This window comes from Geminocystis sp. GBBB08, from assembly GCF_016743215.1.
Taxonomy (GTDB): Bacteria; Cyanobacteriota; Cyanobacteriia; order Cyanobacteriales; family Cyanobacteriaceae; genus Geminocystis.
Genome location: NZ_VRZC01000030.1, coordinates 1 through 17,400 on the forward strand (window position 1 = coordinate 1; position 17,400 = coordinate 17,400).

A 17,400-nucleotide genomic window follows, 5' to 3' on the forward strand; every position below is an offset into this window, starting at 1 on the left:
GGTATCAACAGCATTACTGGCGGTGTCGATAAAGATGTGATCAGTGTTACCGGTAAAGGTGAAATTACTATCGATGCTAAAGGTGGTAATAATGAAATTACTATCGATGGTCTTGATGGCACTAGTAAAAAGACTGTTACTACCCTTGACGGAAATGACATTATCAACATAAAAGGAAAAGGTGAAAATATCATTACTGCTGGTGCTGGTATAAATACCGTCATTGTTAATGGTGATAGTAAAAATACTATTACTACCCTAGGGGGTGCCGATACCGTTGAAATTACTGGTAATGGTGATAATACCGTAAGCGTTGGCGATGCTGGTACAAATAAGCAAAATACTGTAACCATAACTGGAAATGGTATCAACAGCATTACTGGTGGTGTCAATAAAGATGTAATCAGTGTTACCAGTAAAGGTGAAATTACTATCGATGCTAAAGGTGGTAACAATTCAGTTACTATTAATGGTCTTGATGGTACTAGTAAAAATACTGTTACTACTCTTGAAGGTGATGATACAGTCATTATTCTCGGAAAAGGTACTAATACGATTAATGTAGGTACTGGTGTTAATACTGTTACTGTTGTTAATGGTGACAGCGATAATAATATCACTGGTGGTGCAGGTGTTGATAACTTTACTGGTGGTGCAGGTAAAGATACCCTTATTGGTGGTGGGGGTAACGATGTATTAACTGGTGGTGCAGGTGATGATCGCTTAGTTGGTGAAGCCGGTAACGATGTATTAACTGGTGGTGCAGGTAAAGATACCTTTGTATTTACTAATGAAGGTGTTGATAGTGTAGCTGATTTTGTCACCAATGAAGATATTTTTGGCTTAACTTCTGCTAGTTATCAAGGTGCCCCTACTGCTGGTACTGCTCCTACTGTAACTAATAAGGCAGGAGCAACTAATACTAGCTCTGTAATCATTGTTGATACTTTAGCAAACATTCAATCCTTAAACTTAAGTAATACTCGTTTTGCTTTTGCTACAGATACTAAACAGTTATTATTTGATGCTGATGGTAACTGGGCTGCTAATAACACCATCATAGCAACTTCTACTAATGCTATAGTTCCCGTTGGTGCTAACTTTGCGTTTATATAATTAAGTTTCAATAATCTCTAATGCCCTTAATTTATTAGGGTGTTAGGATTTTTAAGAAAATTGAACATCAAAAAGTAGAGGCGTTGGTATTTATCAGCGTCTCTCTTTTTTTGTTTAACTCAGATCTTCCACCTTGATCATAAATTATCTGTTAGGATAAGGTTTCAGGTGACAGGTTGCAGGTTGCAGGTTAACAATTTCTTTGTTTAGATCAATTAATTACTTAATTTAATTTTGATAAAATCAATACTCTTACGAGTGTTTTCCACAAGGGCTAGTGGTAGAAATCACCAGACGACAGGGTGTCGTAATCAAAATGACCAGTTCAAGTCGCACTTAACGGGTGTCCTCTTTTTACATTTAAGATAAATCATGAAAACTATTCTGTTGTTACCGTTAAAATTTGAGGGGGTGTAGCATCAGGAGGATAAAGAAAATCAACAGATACTAAGTTTTGGGATTGAGGAGACATAGTTATCGTGACTAAATTTTCTCCTTTTTCTCCTCTTTTTTGCACTAAATGAAAGTATCTTAAACGAGGAATATTATTCTCATCATTATATTTAACTTGTACCAAGCCCCGAAAAAAAGTTTGTGTTGGTAAAGGATTAAAAAATTTAACCCCAAGAGTATCTTGTTTGATGGGGGTGGAAATGGCTATATTGACAGTTTTATTCTGATTATGGGGATTGAATAAAGGCAAAGTTAAACTATATTGTACCCCATAATTACCGTGGGCACTGTAGGCAGTATCAGGGTATCTCGCCAACATGGGGGCAGTCTGAATTTGATTTATTCCCAATGTACCACCAATTAAGGTGCTTAAAGGGTAAGAAAAAGCCTCCCCAGAATTAGGAATACTTAGAATTGGGCTTGAAGGAGAATCGGTTAAGTCAGTTTTCCATAAATCACCCTGAGAAACTCCTGCAACTCTGCCATAAATTCTTTTACCTTCGGCTTCGGGGGGAGTAGGCGCTAAGTCACGAGGAGAGGATAAAGGTTGATTTTTTAAAACTTCTTGCCATTGTTCAAGGCTGGGAGGGTTGTTTTCTCCATCTTGATACATGGCTAAACTAGCAACATAAACTAGCCCACTACTATATAATCTCATATAAGTAGAACGTCCATTAATAGGGGGGGTTAAAGTTTGTACAGGAATTGGTAAATTTAGTAACATTTTACTTTCTCCTGCTGGTAGGGTTATTTCTGGAGGAAAGATTTCTTGACGTTTTTTTTGCAAAATATCTCCCATAACTCGACTACCAGGTCCTGCATAAGTGTTACTTCCTTCTACTTTCGAGGGTAAAGTGATAAAAGGTGCATCGGGTTGACTTAAATAACTTGCTCCTTCAAATGTTTTAATGGTTACAGTTTCGGAGGTAGGATTATGTATAATGATGCCTAAGTATAAAGTTCTTTGATCATCTTCTGTGGATCGTTTAGCTACATGATGAGCAAAAATATCGAATCTTCCTTGAAAACCAAAGTTTAAGTGTGCTTCAGGGTGAGTTTTGTTATCTTTAGGGAAAGTAGAGAGTAAGATTCCTTCACCTAATACTAATTCTGGGCTATTACTATTAAATACGGGAATTTTATTTAATTCTCCGGGTAACTGGCGTAAAATGTTATTTTCTTGAGTAATTATTTCACTATTTTGAATATTATTTTGACTGTAAAAAATGGTAGGATTAACAGGAAGAATAAAGGGTAATAGTTCAAACATAAAATGACTTCGATAAATAGTAAAGATTTAGCAAAATATATTGAAAGCATTGACGGTATTTCTAAACCATGGCTTTTAGCACAAATAAGATTAAAAAAGTTAGAGGAAAATAAACCTTTTCTTTCACCTGATGAATATTTAATTCAACTTAAAGATATTCACCAAGATGTGATGAATTTAGGCGAATGGTGGTTAACAATTAATAATTAGGGGTTGCCTCTCATAGTATTTTGATGAGGATAGGTATTAGGTATTAGGTGTTAGGTGTTAGGTATCAGGTATCAGGTGTTAGGTATCAGGTATCAGGTGTTAGGTGTTAGGTGTTAGGTATCAGGTATTAGGTGTTAGGTAAAGAATTGGTAAAAAACTTATTCAAATTGATTTTATCAAAATTAAATTAAGTAATTAATCTAAACTGGCAATTATTAACCCGTAACAAAGTCAACCTGCAACCTGAAGTTTTTGACTGAAAATTACTAAGACTGCGAACTTTTTTGTTGATGTATTATGTCTCAACCATTGATTTTGATAGTTTTCTGATTTCCAACAGCAAACCCTAATTAGGAGTTAGGAAAAAAGTATCCTGATGAGATTAGGCAAAAGGAAAAATAATATTTCCTCTATTCTCCTCTCTCTTACCCTATAATCTCCGAATATTCTAGTATCTTAGTTTTCTCATTCCTAATTAGAGGATTTTTTCTAAACCATAAACTAAGGATTTTAATTCGACAATTTTGCGTATAGATAATAATACTCCTGGCATATAACAGGAGCGATGGCTGGTGTCATGACGTAAGGTGTAAATTTCTCCTTGGTTGCCAAAAATTACTTCTTGATGGGCAATTAAACCGGGTAAACGCACACTATGAATACGAATATTATCCCCACAAATACTACCTCTTGCACCAGCTAAATTTTCAGTTTCCGTTACTAATTGGGGGTTATAGGTTTTGCCTAAATCTGACAACATCTCGGCAGTTTTAATCGCTGTGCCACTAGGGGCATCGGCTTTTTGATTATGATGTAATTCAATTATTTCTACATGATCAAAATATTGTGCGGCTTGGAGGGCGGCTTGTTGCATTAATACCATACCAATGGAAAAGTTAGGAATAATTAAGACTCCTGTTGTTGCTTTATCGGCAAAATCAGCTAAATTTTGAATTTGCTCAGGGGATAGTCCTGTTGTACCAACTACAGGTCGTATTCCATAAGCTATGGCACTTCTAACATTTTCGTAAACGCTGTCGGGATGGGTAAAATCTACCATCACTCCTTGTATTTTATATTGGGTAGCCAAGACTAAAACGCTTTGTAAGTCATTGACAAGAGGAATTTCTAATTCTCCACAACCTGCCACTTTTCCTATATCTTTTCCTAATAATGTCGGATTTTGATCCACTGCACCGACTAAAATCATATCATCGGCAGAGGCGATCGCTTTAATCACTTCTTTTCCCATTTTTCCTGCGGCGCCATTAACAACAACGGGAATTAAATTTTCTTGACTCATAGATAAATCTCAATATAAAAAGTAAAAACTATAGCAATTCATTTAAAAATGTCAAAATTTTGAGTGAAGGTTATTTTATAGAAGTCAATTGTTAAGATTAAATAAATAAAAAAACATTGTTGATCTCTAATTAAATCATTACTCACAAATGATTAACGATGGCTATATTAGCCATTATTATACCAATCAAGGTGACTAATCTGATCAAACAGGATACTTACTGCCTCTAGCAAGAATACCTATCTTGAAAATGTCAAATTATGCTTTGCAAAAATAAAATAAATATAAGTGCTAGACAAAATTAATTGTATATAGGCAACACAAGGTAGGGGTTTAAACTCCTTGTTAACCATTATTGTTATTATGGATTTGAGAAAAGTAAAATGTAGTATTAATTTTACTTACCTACTTAACGATTAAAAATGAACGATAAAATATCGAGAATTAAAAAGAAGTATTTTTTCCCTGAGTATCAAGAAATGTAAAAGTTTTAAGGGATTCTTCTTCCTCAGAGTCAAGATTATTAGATTTTACCGAAACATTGTTATCTTTGATTTCGGTGGAAGGATACTCTAGATTGGTGAGTAAATGTGCTTCTTTCTTAATCGGTAATTTAGGTTGACTATCGGTGGTAAAAATTTTACTTAATTCACTTTCAATGGATTTAATTAATTCTGGTTGAGATGCTAAAATCTTTTTAATTTCTTGAGCATCTGTAAGAAAACCCTGTATTTTTTGTTTAGTAGCCAATAAATTTTTTTTCTTTTCGATTAATTCTTGTTGTTTTGCTTGTAAATTTTTAATTTGGTTTGATATATCTTGATCTAATTTGCTAAAAACATTGGCATATCCCATGATAAAATAATCCTTATCTTTAAGTATTGATGATAACAATTTCGGCTGTTATTACCGAGTCAAAATTATTATATAGCATTCCCCTAGGAGTTATGAGAATATAAACACTCTATCAGTCAAATAAAAGGCGATCGCATTTTGTCCAAAGTAAGCCCGTTGCCCATTTCTGACGGTTTCAAAAAATTCCTTCTATACAAACTCCCTGTTTAAAAGTATGTTTTAAGGCATTGTGATCAACAATAGCACACAATAGATTTGCCTGAAATAAATTTACTCCTTCTAAAATAGCACCAGTTAAATTAGCTTCTTCTAAATTACTGTGAGATAAATCAGCACCCCTTAGATTAGAATTACTTAAGTCTGCTTTTTGTAAATCTACACCTTGCAAATTTGCACCTCGCAAATCTGTGCCTCGTAAATCCGCATCACATAAATCTAAATTAGTTAAAATTGCTCCAGCTAAGAAAGCACCGGCTAAACTGATATTTTCTACTTGTGCTGATAATAATATAGCACCTCGTAAATCTGCACCTCTTAAATCTGCACCTTGTAAATTTGCCCCTGTTAAATCTGCACCTCTTAAATTACAACGTAAAATAGAATTTTGTAAATTTGCCCCTGTTAAATTCGCCCCCATTAATGTGCTACCTGAAAAGTCAGCTTTGGCTAAATTTGCCCCCGAAAGATTACATCCATTTAAGTTTATTCCTTGCAAATTTTGAATTTCACCGTTGCGAATTTGAGATAAATCATAGTCTAATAAATTAGTCATATTAAAGATAATTTTTGATTGATCTGATTTTTGAATATGATTGATAATTATAATTTAATGTCCGTCTTTTTTCAGGCAAAACTTGATAAAATCTGTTAAGTTTGCTCTTTTTTTGATGCCTGATGTTATCTCCCAGTAACCTTGTATATTTTCAGGATAACTCCATAATTTGAGATGAGGCACAGGAGGAAAAGCATAAAAAGCATTTTTTTCTCCTCCTAAATAAATGAGATGAGTGGCATAATCATGACTGATGCGATAACAGGGAAAATTAGAAGAAATTAAAGGCACTCCCCAACCATCAAAAGCCAATAAGGTGTTAACCTTTCCCCCTTTTTTTTTCCACAAATTTCCTGCTATAATTGAACCAACTACTCCGGCACTAAATCCGATAAAAGTCAAGTTATATTTGAACAATTCTGCTTTATTTTTTAGAATATATTTATAAATATTTAAACCATCATAAGGTTGAAAATTATCTCCGGTAATAAAAATAGTATTTTCTGGACTAATATCGTTAATTATAGTAGTTAAATAGTTAAAAAAATTAATATTAAAATAATGAGGATGAAACCCACCACAGATAATATAAAAAGATAAATTAGATAGCATTTTTGATAACTAATATATTACATTAAATTCCTGTTGTAAAATTGTGAGAATTTTTGTTGCTTCTTCTGCATTATTAGCCAAACTAGCAAATTCGATAAATCTTCTTAATTCTTTTTTCAGTAAATTACGCTCAATTTCCCAAATTTCTCGCTCTAATATTGGCGGTATCACAATCATATCAAACAAAGTTGCTTCTTTTTTGCCGTCATAGGGGCGCAAAATTCTTCCTCGCCGTTGAATAAATTGCCGAGGATTACTACTACTAGCTAAAATTACCGCATTTTCAATCATCGGAATATCTATACCTTCATCTAAGCAACGAATTGCCACTAAACCCTGTAATTCTCCTGATATTAACTGTTTTTTGATCTTTTCCCGATCTTCTAAAGGTGTTTCGGCTGTATAGGTATTGACTCGATAGTTTAATTCTTTGCCTAAAATTCTGGTAACGGCTTCCAATTGTCGCTCATTTTGATTTATATGCCCATCGCCGCAGTAAAATAAAGTTGCTTTCATGTCTAATCTTTCTGACATTAATTTTTTCAAGGCAATTAATTTATTACTAGCAGTAGCAATGAGACGAGATCTTCTGATTAATAATGTTTTAAGATTATGATTATCTTTAAGGTTATTATTTTCTGATAATGCCCAACCAATTTTTTTAGTTAATTTAGCATAATATAAGGCTTCAATATTGGTTAATTGTACTAAAATGGGATGGTAATTATATTTAACTAAGGCTTGTTTTTCTATGGCATTTGCTAAGGTAAATTCTGGAGGTAAAACTTTACCAAAATAGTTAATTAGAAAGTCTGTGCCATCATCATCAAAATATCTTTCAGGGGTTGCTGATAATGCTAATCTTAAACCAATGGTAGCAGGTAAAGACGACAATAAACGAGGAGTTCCTAAATTATGTGCTTCATCACCAATGATTAAAGTTTTTTCCGGTAAAAATGGTATTTGAGATTGGAAACCATCACTAATAAAAGTAGAATTTGTGGTAATAATAGTTAAAAATTTTTGCTTATTATGATGAATATTATAAAGTTGTCTTGATAATTCACTTTGCCAATTATTAATGTTTTCAAAGGCTAAAATTGGTTGTAAATTAAATTTTGTTGTTTCTTCTGCCCATTGTAAAACTAGATGACGAAAAGGACAAATTACTAATAAAACTTGTAAATTTATTTGTTCATATAATTCTGTTGTTATAGCTAAAGCTGTGATAGTTTTTCCGCTTCCTGTTGCCATTTTTAATGTACCTCTTCCTCGATTTTTAAACCAATTAATTACCGCTTCTTTTTGATAGTCTCTGATGATTAAATTTTTTGGTAAAATAGGAATGGCATCTGAAGAATTATAATAATGATAACTAGCTTTTTTTTCTGCTAATTTATAACTACTTTTTTCTTGATAATTTTTAACTAAGTTATCCCAATTAATCTTGATCATAGAATTTTGATGGTGTCAAATATTTAAAATTTAGAATCGATTTCTTATTTGAATTTAATTTAAGAATATAGCTTACTTATTTATACTAATCTATAGTTAATATTAAGATTGTATTAAGATTCGGTTAAAATATTTTTAAAAATGTTTTTTAAATAAAATATCTTGATTCTCCTAGAGAAATAAAAAATTTTTTTTATGCTTTAAAGTGATCTTTTTTGTCCGATAATTGGTAAATTAACCTCTAGTTATATCTAAAAACATATTAAAGATGAAAGCATTAGTAATAGGTGGAGATGGTTACTGCGGTTGGGCGACTGCCTTGCATCTCTCAAATAAAGGCTATGAGGTAGCTATTCTCGATAGTTTGGCTCGTCGTCACTGGGATGATAAATTAGGAGCACAAACTTTAACCCCTATCGCTTCTATTCAAAGACGTATTCAACGTTGGTATGAGTTGACAGGGAAAAAAATTGAATTATTTATCGGTGATATTACTAATTACGATTTCTTAATTAAGGCTTTTCGTAAATTCGAGCCTGAATCTATTGTTCATTTTGGTGAGCAACGGAGCGCACCTTATTCTATGATTGATAGAGAACACGCTGTATTTACCCAAGTGAATAATGTGGTAGGTACTTTAAATATTCTCTATGCTATAAAAGAGGAATTTCCTGATTCTCACCTTGTCAAATTAGGCACTATGGGGGAATATGGTACTCCAAATATTGATATTGAAGAGGGTTATATTGAAATTGAGCATAACGGTCGTAAAGATATTTTACCTTATCCGAAACAACCCGGCAGTTTTTATCATTTAAGTAAAGTACATGATAGCCACAATATTCATTTTGCTTGTAAAGTTTGGGGTATTCGTGCTACTGATTTAAACCAAGGCATTGTTTATGGTGTCTTGACAGAGGAAACGGGCATGGATGAGTTATTAATTAACCGTCTTGATTATGATGGTGTTTTCGGTACTGCTTTAAACCGTTTTTGTATTCAAGCTGCTATAGGGCATCCTTTAACAGTATATGGTAAAGGTGGTCAAACTCGTGGTTTACTGGATATTCGTGATACTGTACGATGTATGGAGTTAGCCATAGCAAATCCAGCTCAAGAGGGAAAATTCAGAGTATTTAACCAGTTTACTGAATTATTTAGTATCAGTGATTTAGCTCATATGGTACAAAAAGCAGGGGAAACTATCGGCTTAAAAGTGAAAGTAAATAACCTTGAAAATCCCCGGGTTGAGTTAGAAGAACACTATTTTAATGCTAAAAATACTAAATTATTAGATTTGGGCTTAAAACCTCATTATCTCTCTGATTCTCTCCTTGATTCTTTACTTAATTTTGCAACTAAATATAAAAACAGAATTGATTTAGAGCAAGTTTTACCAAAAGTTTCTTGGCGAAGATAAGTAGTATCTGTCATTAGTCATTAGTCATTGGTTATTAGTAAATAAATCTCTAGCAAAATTAATTGTATCTAAGTAAGGGGTTTAAACCCCTTGTTTTCCTAGATTGTAAAAAAAATAATCTTAATTTTACTTATCTACTTTTTATCAACCGATGACAAATAACCGCAAAAAATTAGTTACGGAAATTTTTTCGGCGATCGCCACCTCCATTATTTTCTTCTCGAGGTTTGGCTTTGTTGACTTTCATTTGTCGCCCCATCCATTGAGCACCATCTAAAGTTTCAATGGCTTTCTCTTCTTCATTATCGTTAGACATTTCCACAAAACCAAAACCACGCATTCTTTTTGTTTCACGATCGACAGGTAAATATACACGCTTAACTTGACCGTAATCGGCAAAGACGGCTTGTAAATCTTCTTCTGTTACATCGTAAGATAAATTCCCTACATATATGGACATAAACTAGCTCCAAAATCTTAATTTACACATTTGGTAATTGAGACGACGGACATGAATCTTTCCATACTGCCGGAGGAATAACCTTTTAAGACTGGAATCAAACACTGTTACCGAACTAAACCTCAAATTAACACTATTTTAAATTTATCATATGGATAAGTCTCTAAAACTTAGATCTTGCATCTCTATCATCAATTCTCGATGAGGATAGGGAAAAGGGAAGAGGGAAAAGTAATCAGAATTGATTTTAAAACTCCTAAAATTGATTTTTCCCGTTTTGTTTCATTGGTATTATTGTACTGGTGCAAGATCTGAGTAAAACATTGTTTTAGTTAAGTGATCAACTATGATCAAGTTTTGTATAACAATTTGTAATTTTATAGACAAATATTGATCATCAAAATTACGTTATTAACTTAACAATCTATATTTTATTTACTTCTGAAAAAATCTAATGGCAAATTAACAAGCTATTAATGATTTTTCCTCTTGGCTTAAATATTCTTGCAATTGTGTCTCAATTTGAGCTTTGACAATTTCTCGATATTCCATAAAATGTTCATTATGGGCGCATAGAGTTAAATAATGTTCCCATACCGCAGGATTATGTTTGATGATACTGAATAAGTGATGCCAAAATTTCCAACGGGTATCTCTTTTTATTCCTTGTCGCCATACAACGATGGCTAATGCCTTAAGATCAACTAAACTAGGTAATTTAGCTGGAGGATGAGCTTTGGGTGCACCTAATTTCAAGAAACAATGATAAATGCGATCGAGATAAGCATGGGGATCATATAATCGCCAAAAAGCATCTACATATTCCTTCGCAATGTCTTCCACTGGGCGAGTTGGTACAAAATTCATTAAAGTAGTTTGATTGATATTACCGTCTTTTCCTTCCCTTAAACGTCCTTCTTTTTTTAGACGATGCCATAATGCTGTATTCGGTAAGGCTTGAAGCATAGCAAAGGTTGTGGTGGGAATACCTACTTGTTCAGCAAATCTGACAATGCGATCGCCGGCACCTTTTTTTTCACCATCAAAACCAATAATAAAACCTGCCATAGGGCGTAATCCGATACGAATAATTTTATCAACGGCATCGGCGAGAGAACTACGAGTATTTTGGAATTTTTTGGTAAGCTGTAAACTATCCTCATCGGGAGTTTCAATGCCTAAAAACACCGCATCAAAATAACAATCTACCATCAACTCCATTAATTCTTCATCGTCAGCTAAATCAACGGAAGCCTCAGTATTAAAACGGAAAGGATACTGCTTTTCTTGTTGCCATACTTTCAAGGCTTTTAACAACAATTTGACATTGCGTTTATTGCCAATAAAATTATCATCCACCATGAAAACACTGCGACGCCAACCTAATTCATAAAGATAGTCTAATTCTTTAAGTAATTGTTCTGGAGTTTTTGTTCTGGGTTTACGTCCATAAAGTACAATAATATCGCAAAATTCACACTGGAAAGGACATCCACGAGAAAATTGCACTGACATGGAATCATAAGCATCAAAGTCTAATAAATCAAAACGAGGTACAGGGGTACTGGTTACATCAGGTTTTTCGGTAGTGCGGAAAGTGCCTGATTTTTCTCCTTTTTTAATGGCTTCTACAAACATTGGTAAAGTGATTTCTCCTTCATCTAAAATTAAGAAATCTGCACCGGCTTGTTCGGCTTCATGAGGTACAGAAGTAGGATAAGGTCCTCCTACGGCTACTAATTTACCTTTTTGTTTTGCTTCTTTGATTTGATTGATTAAATCATCTTTTTGTACAATCATTGCTGATATAATTACTACGTCCGCCCAGGCCCACTCTTCTTCTGTAACAGGACGTATATTGCGATCTACTAACTTAAATTCCCATTCTTGAGGTAATATTGAGGCAACTGTAATCAATCCTAATGGCGGTAATAATACTTTGCGATTAACTAATTCTAAAATTTTGTCGTAAGACCAAAAAGTCGGCGGAAAAATGGGATAAATTAATAAAGCGCGCATATAAAAAGTGATTTAATTACTAAAAATTAGTTTATTATCCTCAACTGTAACCTAAATTTTTTAAAAGTTAACTTTAGAGTTGATTCAGTTTTTGTTCGATGGCCAAATATTCAGAGTAAGTTTAAAAACCCTCACAGAAAAATTAAGAGTAACAACGGGTAACAAGGGGTTTAAACCCATTGCTTTGCCCATTGCGTTACGGATTGCCTTATCCTGTGCATCGTTGGTTTACTTAGATACATTTTATTCTGTTCAAGTACTTAGGCGGTTTCCAAAAAAGAATTTACCATTCTTCTTTAGGAGGGATCATGTAGGTATATTTATGATTAGAAATCACCTAATTAAAATTTTAAGTGTTTTTAACTGATCTTTTTTGCCGATTATTACACAATGCGATCGCCAATTGAATAGAGGCAATCAGACTATTAGCATTAGCAATACCTTGCCCGGCAATATCAAAGGCTGTACCATGATCGGGGGAAGTACGAATAAAAGGTAAGCCGATGGTAGTATTAATAGCTTGATCAAAAGCCATAGATTTCACTGGTATTAAACCTTGATCATGGTATAGGGCAATAAAAGCATCAGCAGTAAGAGTATTTGGGTCATGATACCATGCTTGAGCAGGTTTTACCCATAAAGTATCACTAGGAGTTAAACCGGTTAATTTAGCCTTTGGATAGCGTTTTCTTGCATTATCTAACCAATCATTTAACCATTCTTTTTCCTCTGTGCCAAGATTACCGTCTTCACCACTATGGGGATTTAATCCGGCGATGGCAATATGGGGATAAGTTAAGTTAAAATCTTGTTCAAGGGTATGAATAAGCAAATCGAGTTTTAAATCCATTAACTCAGAATTAAGGGTATCAGAGACTAATTTTAAAGGAATGTGAGTCGTGGCTAAAAGGGTGCGTAACATCCATCCAGTATAGGGAGACTTGCCGACAAACATCATCCCAAATTTTTCAACTCCTGATTTTTGAGCTAATACTTCAGTTTGCCCTGGATAATTGTAACCTGCTTTTTGCCATAAAGATTTTGCAATAGGTGCGGTAACAATACCATCAAATTTACCCTCTAAAGTCAACTCGATGGCCTTTTCTAAATATAAAAAACTGGCTTTTCCCGTCTCAGAGTTACCTTTACCCCAAGTAAAATCGAAGGAAGTATTTATCTCAATAAAATTTAATGTATCGGGATGTGCTAGATTAGCATTATTTTGACATTCTAAATCGTAATACGCTTTTTCGAGACAAAATCGATAACCAATAATTGTGATATTTGCTTGAGTGGATAAAATAGGATTAGCTAAAGCTTTGAGGATAATTTCAGGTCCAATACTAACAGGATCACCTAATGTAATAGCAAGATTAATTTTGTGAGAATGAGACAAAGTCATTATTTATTTCGTCTAAAATAGCTAGTAGCTAAAAAGTTAATTTTATTTTAGCTTTCTGTTGCCTGTTCATTTTTTCTGATTCCCTAACTTTTTGAAAAAGTTTATTGTAGTCAAATTTATAGATTCTGTGATTGTAGAAAATCTGTCAATAGTTCAAATTTTAGCCATACTATCAGCATCCGCAGCTGGAGGTATGAGAATGGGTTTACCATTGTTAGTTATTGGTTTAGTACATATTGATGAATTGTGGAGTAATGTACCGTTTTTGTCATCTTTAAATCCGCAAGTTATAGTGGGTATTTTAACAAGCTGGTCACTTTTTGAATTATTTGGCACAAAAAAACTCATTGGTTTAAGAATTTTACAAATTATACAGTTAATATTTAGTCCTTTGGTGGGAGGGTTAATGGCAATCGGAGTAGCACGTTATCTAAAGTTACAAATTACTCCTATTTGGTTATTAGGATTAGTAGGCGGATCACTAGCTTTGGTTTTAAAATTTGTACAAGTAGGCTGGTTTTTTCGTTTAGGTAAACTTCCTCTTATTTTCATTTTATTAGAAGATTTTTTATCCGCACTTTTAGTACTTTTTGCTATAAAAGCCCCACAAAATGGCGGTTTAATTGCGATGATTTTATTATGGATTGCTTTGCGTAGTTCAACTGTGTGGAAAAATAGATTTGAAATCAAAGAAAAAAAAGAATGAGGAATGAGAAATGATAAATCAACTCCTAATTTATACTTCGTCACTCATAATTTTTAAACGAATTATTTTATCCCCACCGTCATCAAAACGTATTTCTATTACTTCACTGGTGAGTTTTTCTAAACAACTTAAAAGCGATCGCAAATTAGGACTACTAACACCTGTTTCTACATAAAGGCGATCAGCAACACTACCCAATTTCTTCCATAATGTATATAGTTTACCGACACTTTGTTCTAAATTTGTCGCCTGTTTTACTAAATCTGCTGTAATACTTAAACAATCTAATCTTAAGGCTTCATCTAAGGCTCTTTCTATATCTACACTAGAATCTCTTAAGGTTTCGACTTGGGAGGCTGAATCTAAATATTTAGATAAACTTTTCGCAGTAGAAGTCATTTGTTTAACTGTATCTACATCAGGATTAGCTTCTACTTCTTTGCGAATTTCATCGATTTGCTCTTGTGGTAGTTTTTCTAATTCTTTCACCAATGGTGCTAAATGTCGAGGGGGTAATGAACCATCAACGGCTTTTTCTTTGATAATATCGGGCAATAAATCAGAATTCATCGCTGTATATTCATCGGTTAATTGTTTAACCTCACGACGAGTAATGCGATCGCCATTTTGTGCTGCTTCACTAACCAATTTTTGAATTTCAGGATCAGCTTTAGCAGTTTCCACAAAAGCACGTTTACTAAAATTATTAATCGCTTCAGGATCTAGTTTACCATCTTCTAGTAAAGTATCCGCACTATTAGCTAATTGAATAAAAGCATAGGCTTGACTTTTGGTAATTTCCCTATTTTTGAGCCAATGGAGAAAACCTGTGCCTCTACCTTCACCGCCGTGTTTTTCTCTATCCCTTACCGTGCGTAAAATTCTTCCACGCCAAATGTCTGTTTGTAAATCAAAGCGATCGCAAACTTTCCAAATATTCTCAACTTGTTGCAGAAACTCCTCCTCTGCAATACCATCATCTTCAGGATTAGGTAAATCAAAATCTAAATCGGCGGGAATGGATAAAGCCTCAGCAATATCTAAAGTTGAAGGGGGAGTCTCTATCATGACGTTCTATTTCTAATCCTTGAAGCAAAAAATTGACATCTAAATAAAATATCATTTTTTATTGACCAATGATTAAATATAGATCAGATTTTAATATTTACTTTATTTATGAAAGAAAATTTATTAACTTGGTTAGATCGTTTTTTGATTGCAGATGTATTCTTAGTGATTATTGGTTTTTTCTGGTTTGCCATCGCACTTGTCGGCAAATCATTAGGTATTCCGTTGGGGTGGGAATTATGGTACAAATTATGGCAACCTGTATTTAATCCTGCCATAGCCATTTTATTTACAGGTGCGATATTAAGTTGGATAATCAAAAAAATCGGGGAAAAATTAAATAAGTCTCTTGGAAAATAAAAATAAGTAGGCAAACAAAATTAATTGTGCTTTTTATTTTTGGGTAAATGAAGGAGAAAAAGGAGGTAAAATTGAATTTTATGAGTTCAAAAAGAGTGAACATTTGCTATTTTATTAGAGGGGGTTTAATTCTTCATAAATTTAATCTTCTGAAAAGTCAGAATTAGGGTTTTTATCTATTGTCCAATCTTCATTTTCTCCTCCAATTATTAATTGATTAATTTCCACATATTCCTTGCCTAATTCTCTCAGAGCATTAATCAATATATCAATAGCAATTAAATCGCTAGTACCTAAATCAAACCAACATCTACCCCAATGACCTAAAAATTCAAATTCACCCATATTGTGCATGGGAGACATCATAGAATTATCAGCTAAATCTTGGTCATATTCCATATAACTAATATCAATGCCTAATTCTTGTATTTGTAGATTTTCAGCATTAAATCCTCCTAATTTGCCCACATAAAACCATGAGTTAAATAATTCTTCTACATATTGCTTTTCCATTTCTGAAGGTACATGATCAAATTCTAACCAAATCCATACATCGAAAGGATTAAATTCTCTAAATTTTATTTCCATTGTTTTTGTTACTTAAACTGTAAAAATAATTTGGCAATTTTAATCTATGTTGAACAATTTTTTATCTTTATTTCTTAAATCTAATTGTCCTCTTTGTCAACGCAGTGCTGATCCGATTATTTGTCGATATTGTGAGCAAAAATTACTCCGTTGTCAACTTACTAATTATAAACAATTTGGTCAACCGGATTTTCTTTTATTTTCTTGGGGTAAATATGATAATTATTTAAAAAAGGCGATCGCCAAGTTAAAATATGATCAAAATAAAGTTTTAGGGGAATTATTCGGTAATTGGTTAGGAGAAGCATGGCTAAAATCAGGTAACAAAAAAAAATATCCTCGACTCATAATTATTCCGATTCCTTTACATCAAGATAAACTAAAAACCAGAGGCTTTAACCAAGCAGAATTAATCGCCGATGGTTTTTGTCAGGTAACAGGTTATAAAATGAAAACAAATTTATTGCTAAGAGTTAAAAATACTGAAGCGATGTTTAGTTTAACCCCTGAAGAAAGGAAAAAAAATATTAATCAAGCCTTTAGTTTCGGAAAAGACTATGAAAAAGTAAATAAATCGGAGAATATTTTAATTATCGATGACATTTACACCACTGGTACAACCGTAAATGAAGCCAGACAGTTATTAACAAAAGGAAAATTAAACACTATCGGGGTAGCTACCGTTTCTGTGACAAAATCTTAAAGAAAAATAAACGTTGCTGAGACAAAAAATGATTAAAAAGTTAAATTTGTTTAAAAGTTGACAAAGAATCTTATTGTGGGAAAAAAACAATCTGATTCTACGCCACAGCAACGTCAGTAAGATTAAGCATTTTTGAGTAATTGTTTCATGAGGTTATCTTTAACCATCATTTGACGAAATACCTCAATGAGATATTCTTGTGATTGTTCACGACTCAATTTTTTGACTTGATCTTTTAACACTTCTAATTTGAATTGTTGTTCAAGACTAAGTTTTGCTGGTGTTTCCATACATTTCACTCCTCAATTGCTCTATTAAATAATAAGCTAACATATGGACATTAAAACTGCAACTTTGTCAAGAATTCTGTTTAAATTGTTACTTTTTTTAACATTATGATGAAAGATAATTTTTGTCAGGGTGATAAAGTACCTAGGTTCGATTTTCTTAAGGAATCAATAATTTTGTACTCTAACAATTCAATGAATGCGATAACTAACTATAAAGGAAGCAAAAAAAGATTTTATCCGTATAAATAAGGAAAGTATCAAATAAAATAAAAAAAAATACAGTAAATTCCCCGTTGTTTGAGATTAAATAAATCAAATACAATGGAAGAATAAATCAT

General features: G+C 33.1%; 16 protein-coding genes and 4 pseudogenes. 6 read left to right on the forward strand and 14 right to left on the reverse strand.

The features are described 5' to 3' along the window. Positions 1-1,116, forward strand: a pseudogene (locus FWJ34_RS05985) (hypothetical protein); the annotation flags it as partial. Positions 1,117-1,495: 379 nt separating this feature from the next. On the opposite strand, the gene FWJ34_RS05990 reads toward FWJ34_RS05985, so the two are convergent. Further along, positions 1,496-2,839, reverse strand: coding sequence for a DUF3370 domain-containing protein (locus FWJ34_RS05990; RefSeq protein WP_308254411.1), 1,344 nt, complete (start codon positions 2,837-2,839; stop codon positions 1,496-1,498). Positions 2,840-2,851: 12 nt separating this feature from the next. Here FWJ34_RS05990 and FWJ34_RS05995 point away from each other — a divergent pair, with 12 nt between their 5' ends. Next, a complete protein-coding gene (locus FWJ34_RS05995; protein ID WP_308254438.1) occupies positions 2,852-3,049 on the forward strand; it encodes a hypothetical protein in 198 nt (65 codons plus the stop codon). A gap of 475 nt (positions 3,050-3,524) precedes the next feature. On the opposite strand, the gene dapB is transcribed toward FWJ34_RS05995, so the two are convergent. From dapB to FWJ34_RS06020, 7 genes and pseudogenes are all read right to left on the reverse strand, one after another. Continuing rightward, on the reverse strand, positions 3,525-4,352 hold the full coding sequence (gene dapB, locus FWJ34_RS06000) for a 4-hydroxy-tetrahydrodipicolinate reductase (protein WP_308254412.1): 828 nt from the start codon (positions 4,350-4,352) through the stop codon (positions 3,525-3,527). A gap of 444 nt (positions 4,353-4,796) precedes the next feature. Beyond that, positions 4,797-5,207 (reverse strand): hypothetical protein, encoded by a 411-nt coding sequence (locus tag FWJ34_RS06005; RefSeq protein ID WP_308254413.1) that lies wholly within the window; start codon positions 5,205-5,207, stop codon positions 4,797-4,799. Between the two features lie 175 nt (positions 5,208-5,382). Continuing rightward, a pseudogene (locus FWJ34_RS19535) lies at positions 5,383-5,673 on the reverse strand (pentapeptide repeat-containing protein); the annotation flags it as partial. After that, positions 5,648-5,731 (reverse strand): annotated as a pseudogene (locus tag FWJ34_RS19540) (hypothetical protein); the annotation flags it as partial. The pseudogenes FWJ34_RS19540 and FWJ34_RS19535, both read right to left, overlap by 26 nt. After that, positions 5,698-5,979 (reverse strand): annotated as a pseudogene (locus FWJ34_RS19545) (pentapeptide repeat-containing protein); the annotation flags it as partial. The pseudogenes FWJ34_RS19540 and FWJ34_RS19545, both read right to left, overlap by 34 nt. A gap of 54 nt (positions 5,980-6,033) precedes the next feature. Beyond that, positions 6,034-6,591, reverse strand: coding sequence for a hypothetical protein (locus FWJ34_RS06015; RefSeq protein WP_308254415.1), 558 nt, complete (start codon positions 6,589-6,591; stop codon positions 6,034-6,036). A gap of 9 nt (positions 6,592-6,600) precedes the next feature. Continuing rightward, positions 6,601-8,046, reverse strand: coding sequence for a DNA phosphorothioation system restriction enzyme (locus tag FWJ34_RS06020; RefSeq protein WP_308254416.1), 1,446 nt, complete (start codon positions 8,044-8,046; stop codon positions 6,601-6,603). Positions 8,047-8,314: 268 nt separating this feature from the next. Here FWJ34_RS06020 and FWJ34_RS06025 point away from each other — a divergent pair, with 268 nt between their 5' ends. After that, entirely contained in the window at positions 8,315-9,466 is a 1,152-nt protein-coding gene (locus FWJ34_RS06025) for an NAD-dependent epimerase/dehydratase family protein (protein WP_308254417.1), read from the forward strand. 172 nt (positions 9,467-9,638) lie between these two features. Here FWJ34_RS06025 and FWJ34_RS06030 read toward each other — a convergent pair whose 3' ends face one another. The 3 genes from FWJ34_RS06030 to pdxA form a co-directional block, all read right to left on the reverse strand. Beyond that, a complete protein-coding gene (locus FWJ34_RS06030; RefSeq protein WP_308254418.1) occupies positions 9,639-9,926 on the reverse strand; it encodes an RNA-binding protein in 288 nt (95 codons plus the stop codon). Positions 9,927-10,388: 462 nt separating this feature from the next. Next, complete coding sequence (locus FWJ34_RS06035; RefSeq protein ID WP_308254419.1) at positions 10,389-11,945, reverse strand: B12-binding domain-containing radical SAM protein; 1,557 nt, start codon at positions 11,943-11,945, stop codon at positions 10,389-10,391. 349 nt (positions 11,946-12,294) lie between these two features. Then, entirely contained in the window at positions 12,295-13,347 is a 1,053-nt protein-coding gene (gene pdxA / locus FWJ34_RS06040; protein ID WP_308254420.1) for a 4-hydroxythreonine-4-phosphate dehydrogenase PdxA, read from the reverse strand. A gap of 127 nt (positions 13,348-13,474) precedes the next feature. Between pdxA and FWJ34_RS06045 the strand changes: the two genes are divergently transcribed. Then, positions 13,475-14,053 carry a DUF4126 domain-containing protein gene (locus FWJ34_RS06045; RefSeq protein ID WP_308254421.1) on the forward strand — a complete coding sequence of 193 codons (579 nt, stop codon included), beginning with the start codon at positions 13,475-13,477 and terminating at the stop codon, positions 14,051-14,053. Between the two features lie 30 nt (positions 14,054-14,083). Here FWJ34_RS06045 and FWJ34_RS06050 read toward each other — a convergent pair whose 3' ends face one another. Beyond that, positions 14,084-15,121, reverse strand: coding sequence for a hypothetical protein (locus FWJ34_RS06050; RefSeq protein WP_308254422.1), 1,038 nt, complete (start codon positions 15,119-15,121; stop codon positions 14,084-14,086). 108 nt (positions 15,122-15,229) lie between these two features. Between FWJ34_RS06050 and FWJ34_RS06055 the strand changes: the two genes are divergently transcribed. After that, positions 15,230-15,481, forward strand: a complete 252-nt coding sequence (locus FWJ34_RS06055; RefSeq protein WP_308254423.1) for a hypothetical protein — start codon at positions 15,230-15,232, stop codon at positions 15,479-15,481. A gap of 141 nt (positions 15,482-15,622) precedes the next feature. Here the strand turns inward: FWJ34_RS06055 and FWJ34_RS06060 are convergent, their stop codons facing one another. Then, positions 15,623-16,069 (reverse strand): DUF3531 family protein, encoded by a 447-nt coding sequence (locus FWJ34_RS06060; protein ID WP_308254424.1) that lies wholly within the window; start codon positions 16,067-16,069, stop codon positions 15,623-15,625. A gap of 46 nt (positions 16,070-16,115) precedes the next feature. Here FWJ34_RS06060 and FWJ34_RS06065 point away from each other — a divergent pair, with 46 nt between their 5' ends. After that, positions 16,116-16,772 carry a ComF family protein gene (locus FWJ34_RS06065; protein ID WP_308254425.1) on the forward strand — a complete coding sequence of 219 codons (657 nt, stop codon included), beginning with the start codon at positions 16,116-16,118 and terminating at the stop codon, positions 16,770-16,772. A gap of 122 nt (positions 16,773-16,894) precedes the next feature. On the opposite strand, the gene FWJ34_RS06070 is transcribed toward FWJ34_RS06065, so the two are convergent. Further along, a complete protein-coding gene (locus FWJ34_RS06070; RefSeq protein WP_308254426.1) occupies positions 16,895-17,062 on the reverse strand; it encodes an NblA/ycf18 family protein in 168 nt (55 codons plus the stop codon). Between the last annotated feature and the right edge of the window lie 338 nt (positions 17,063-17,400).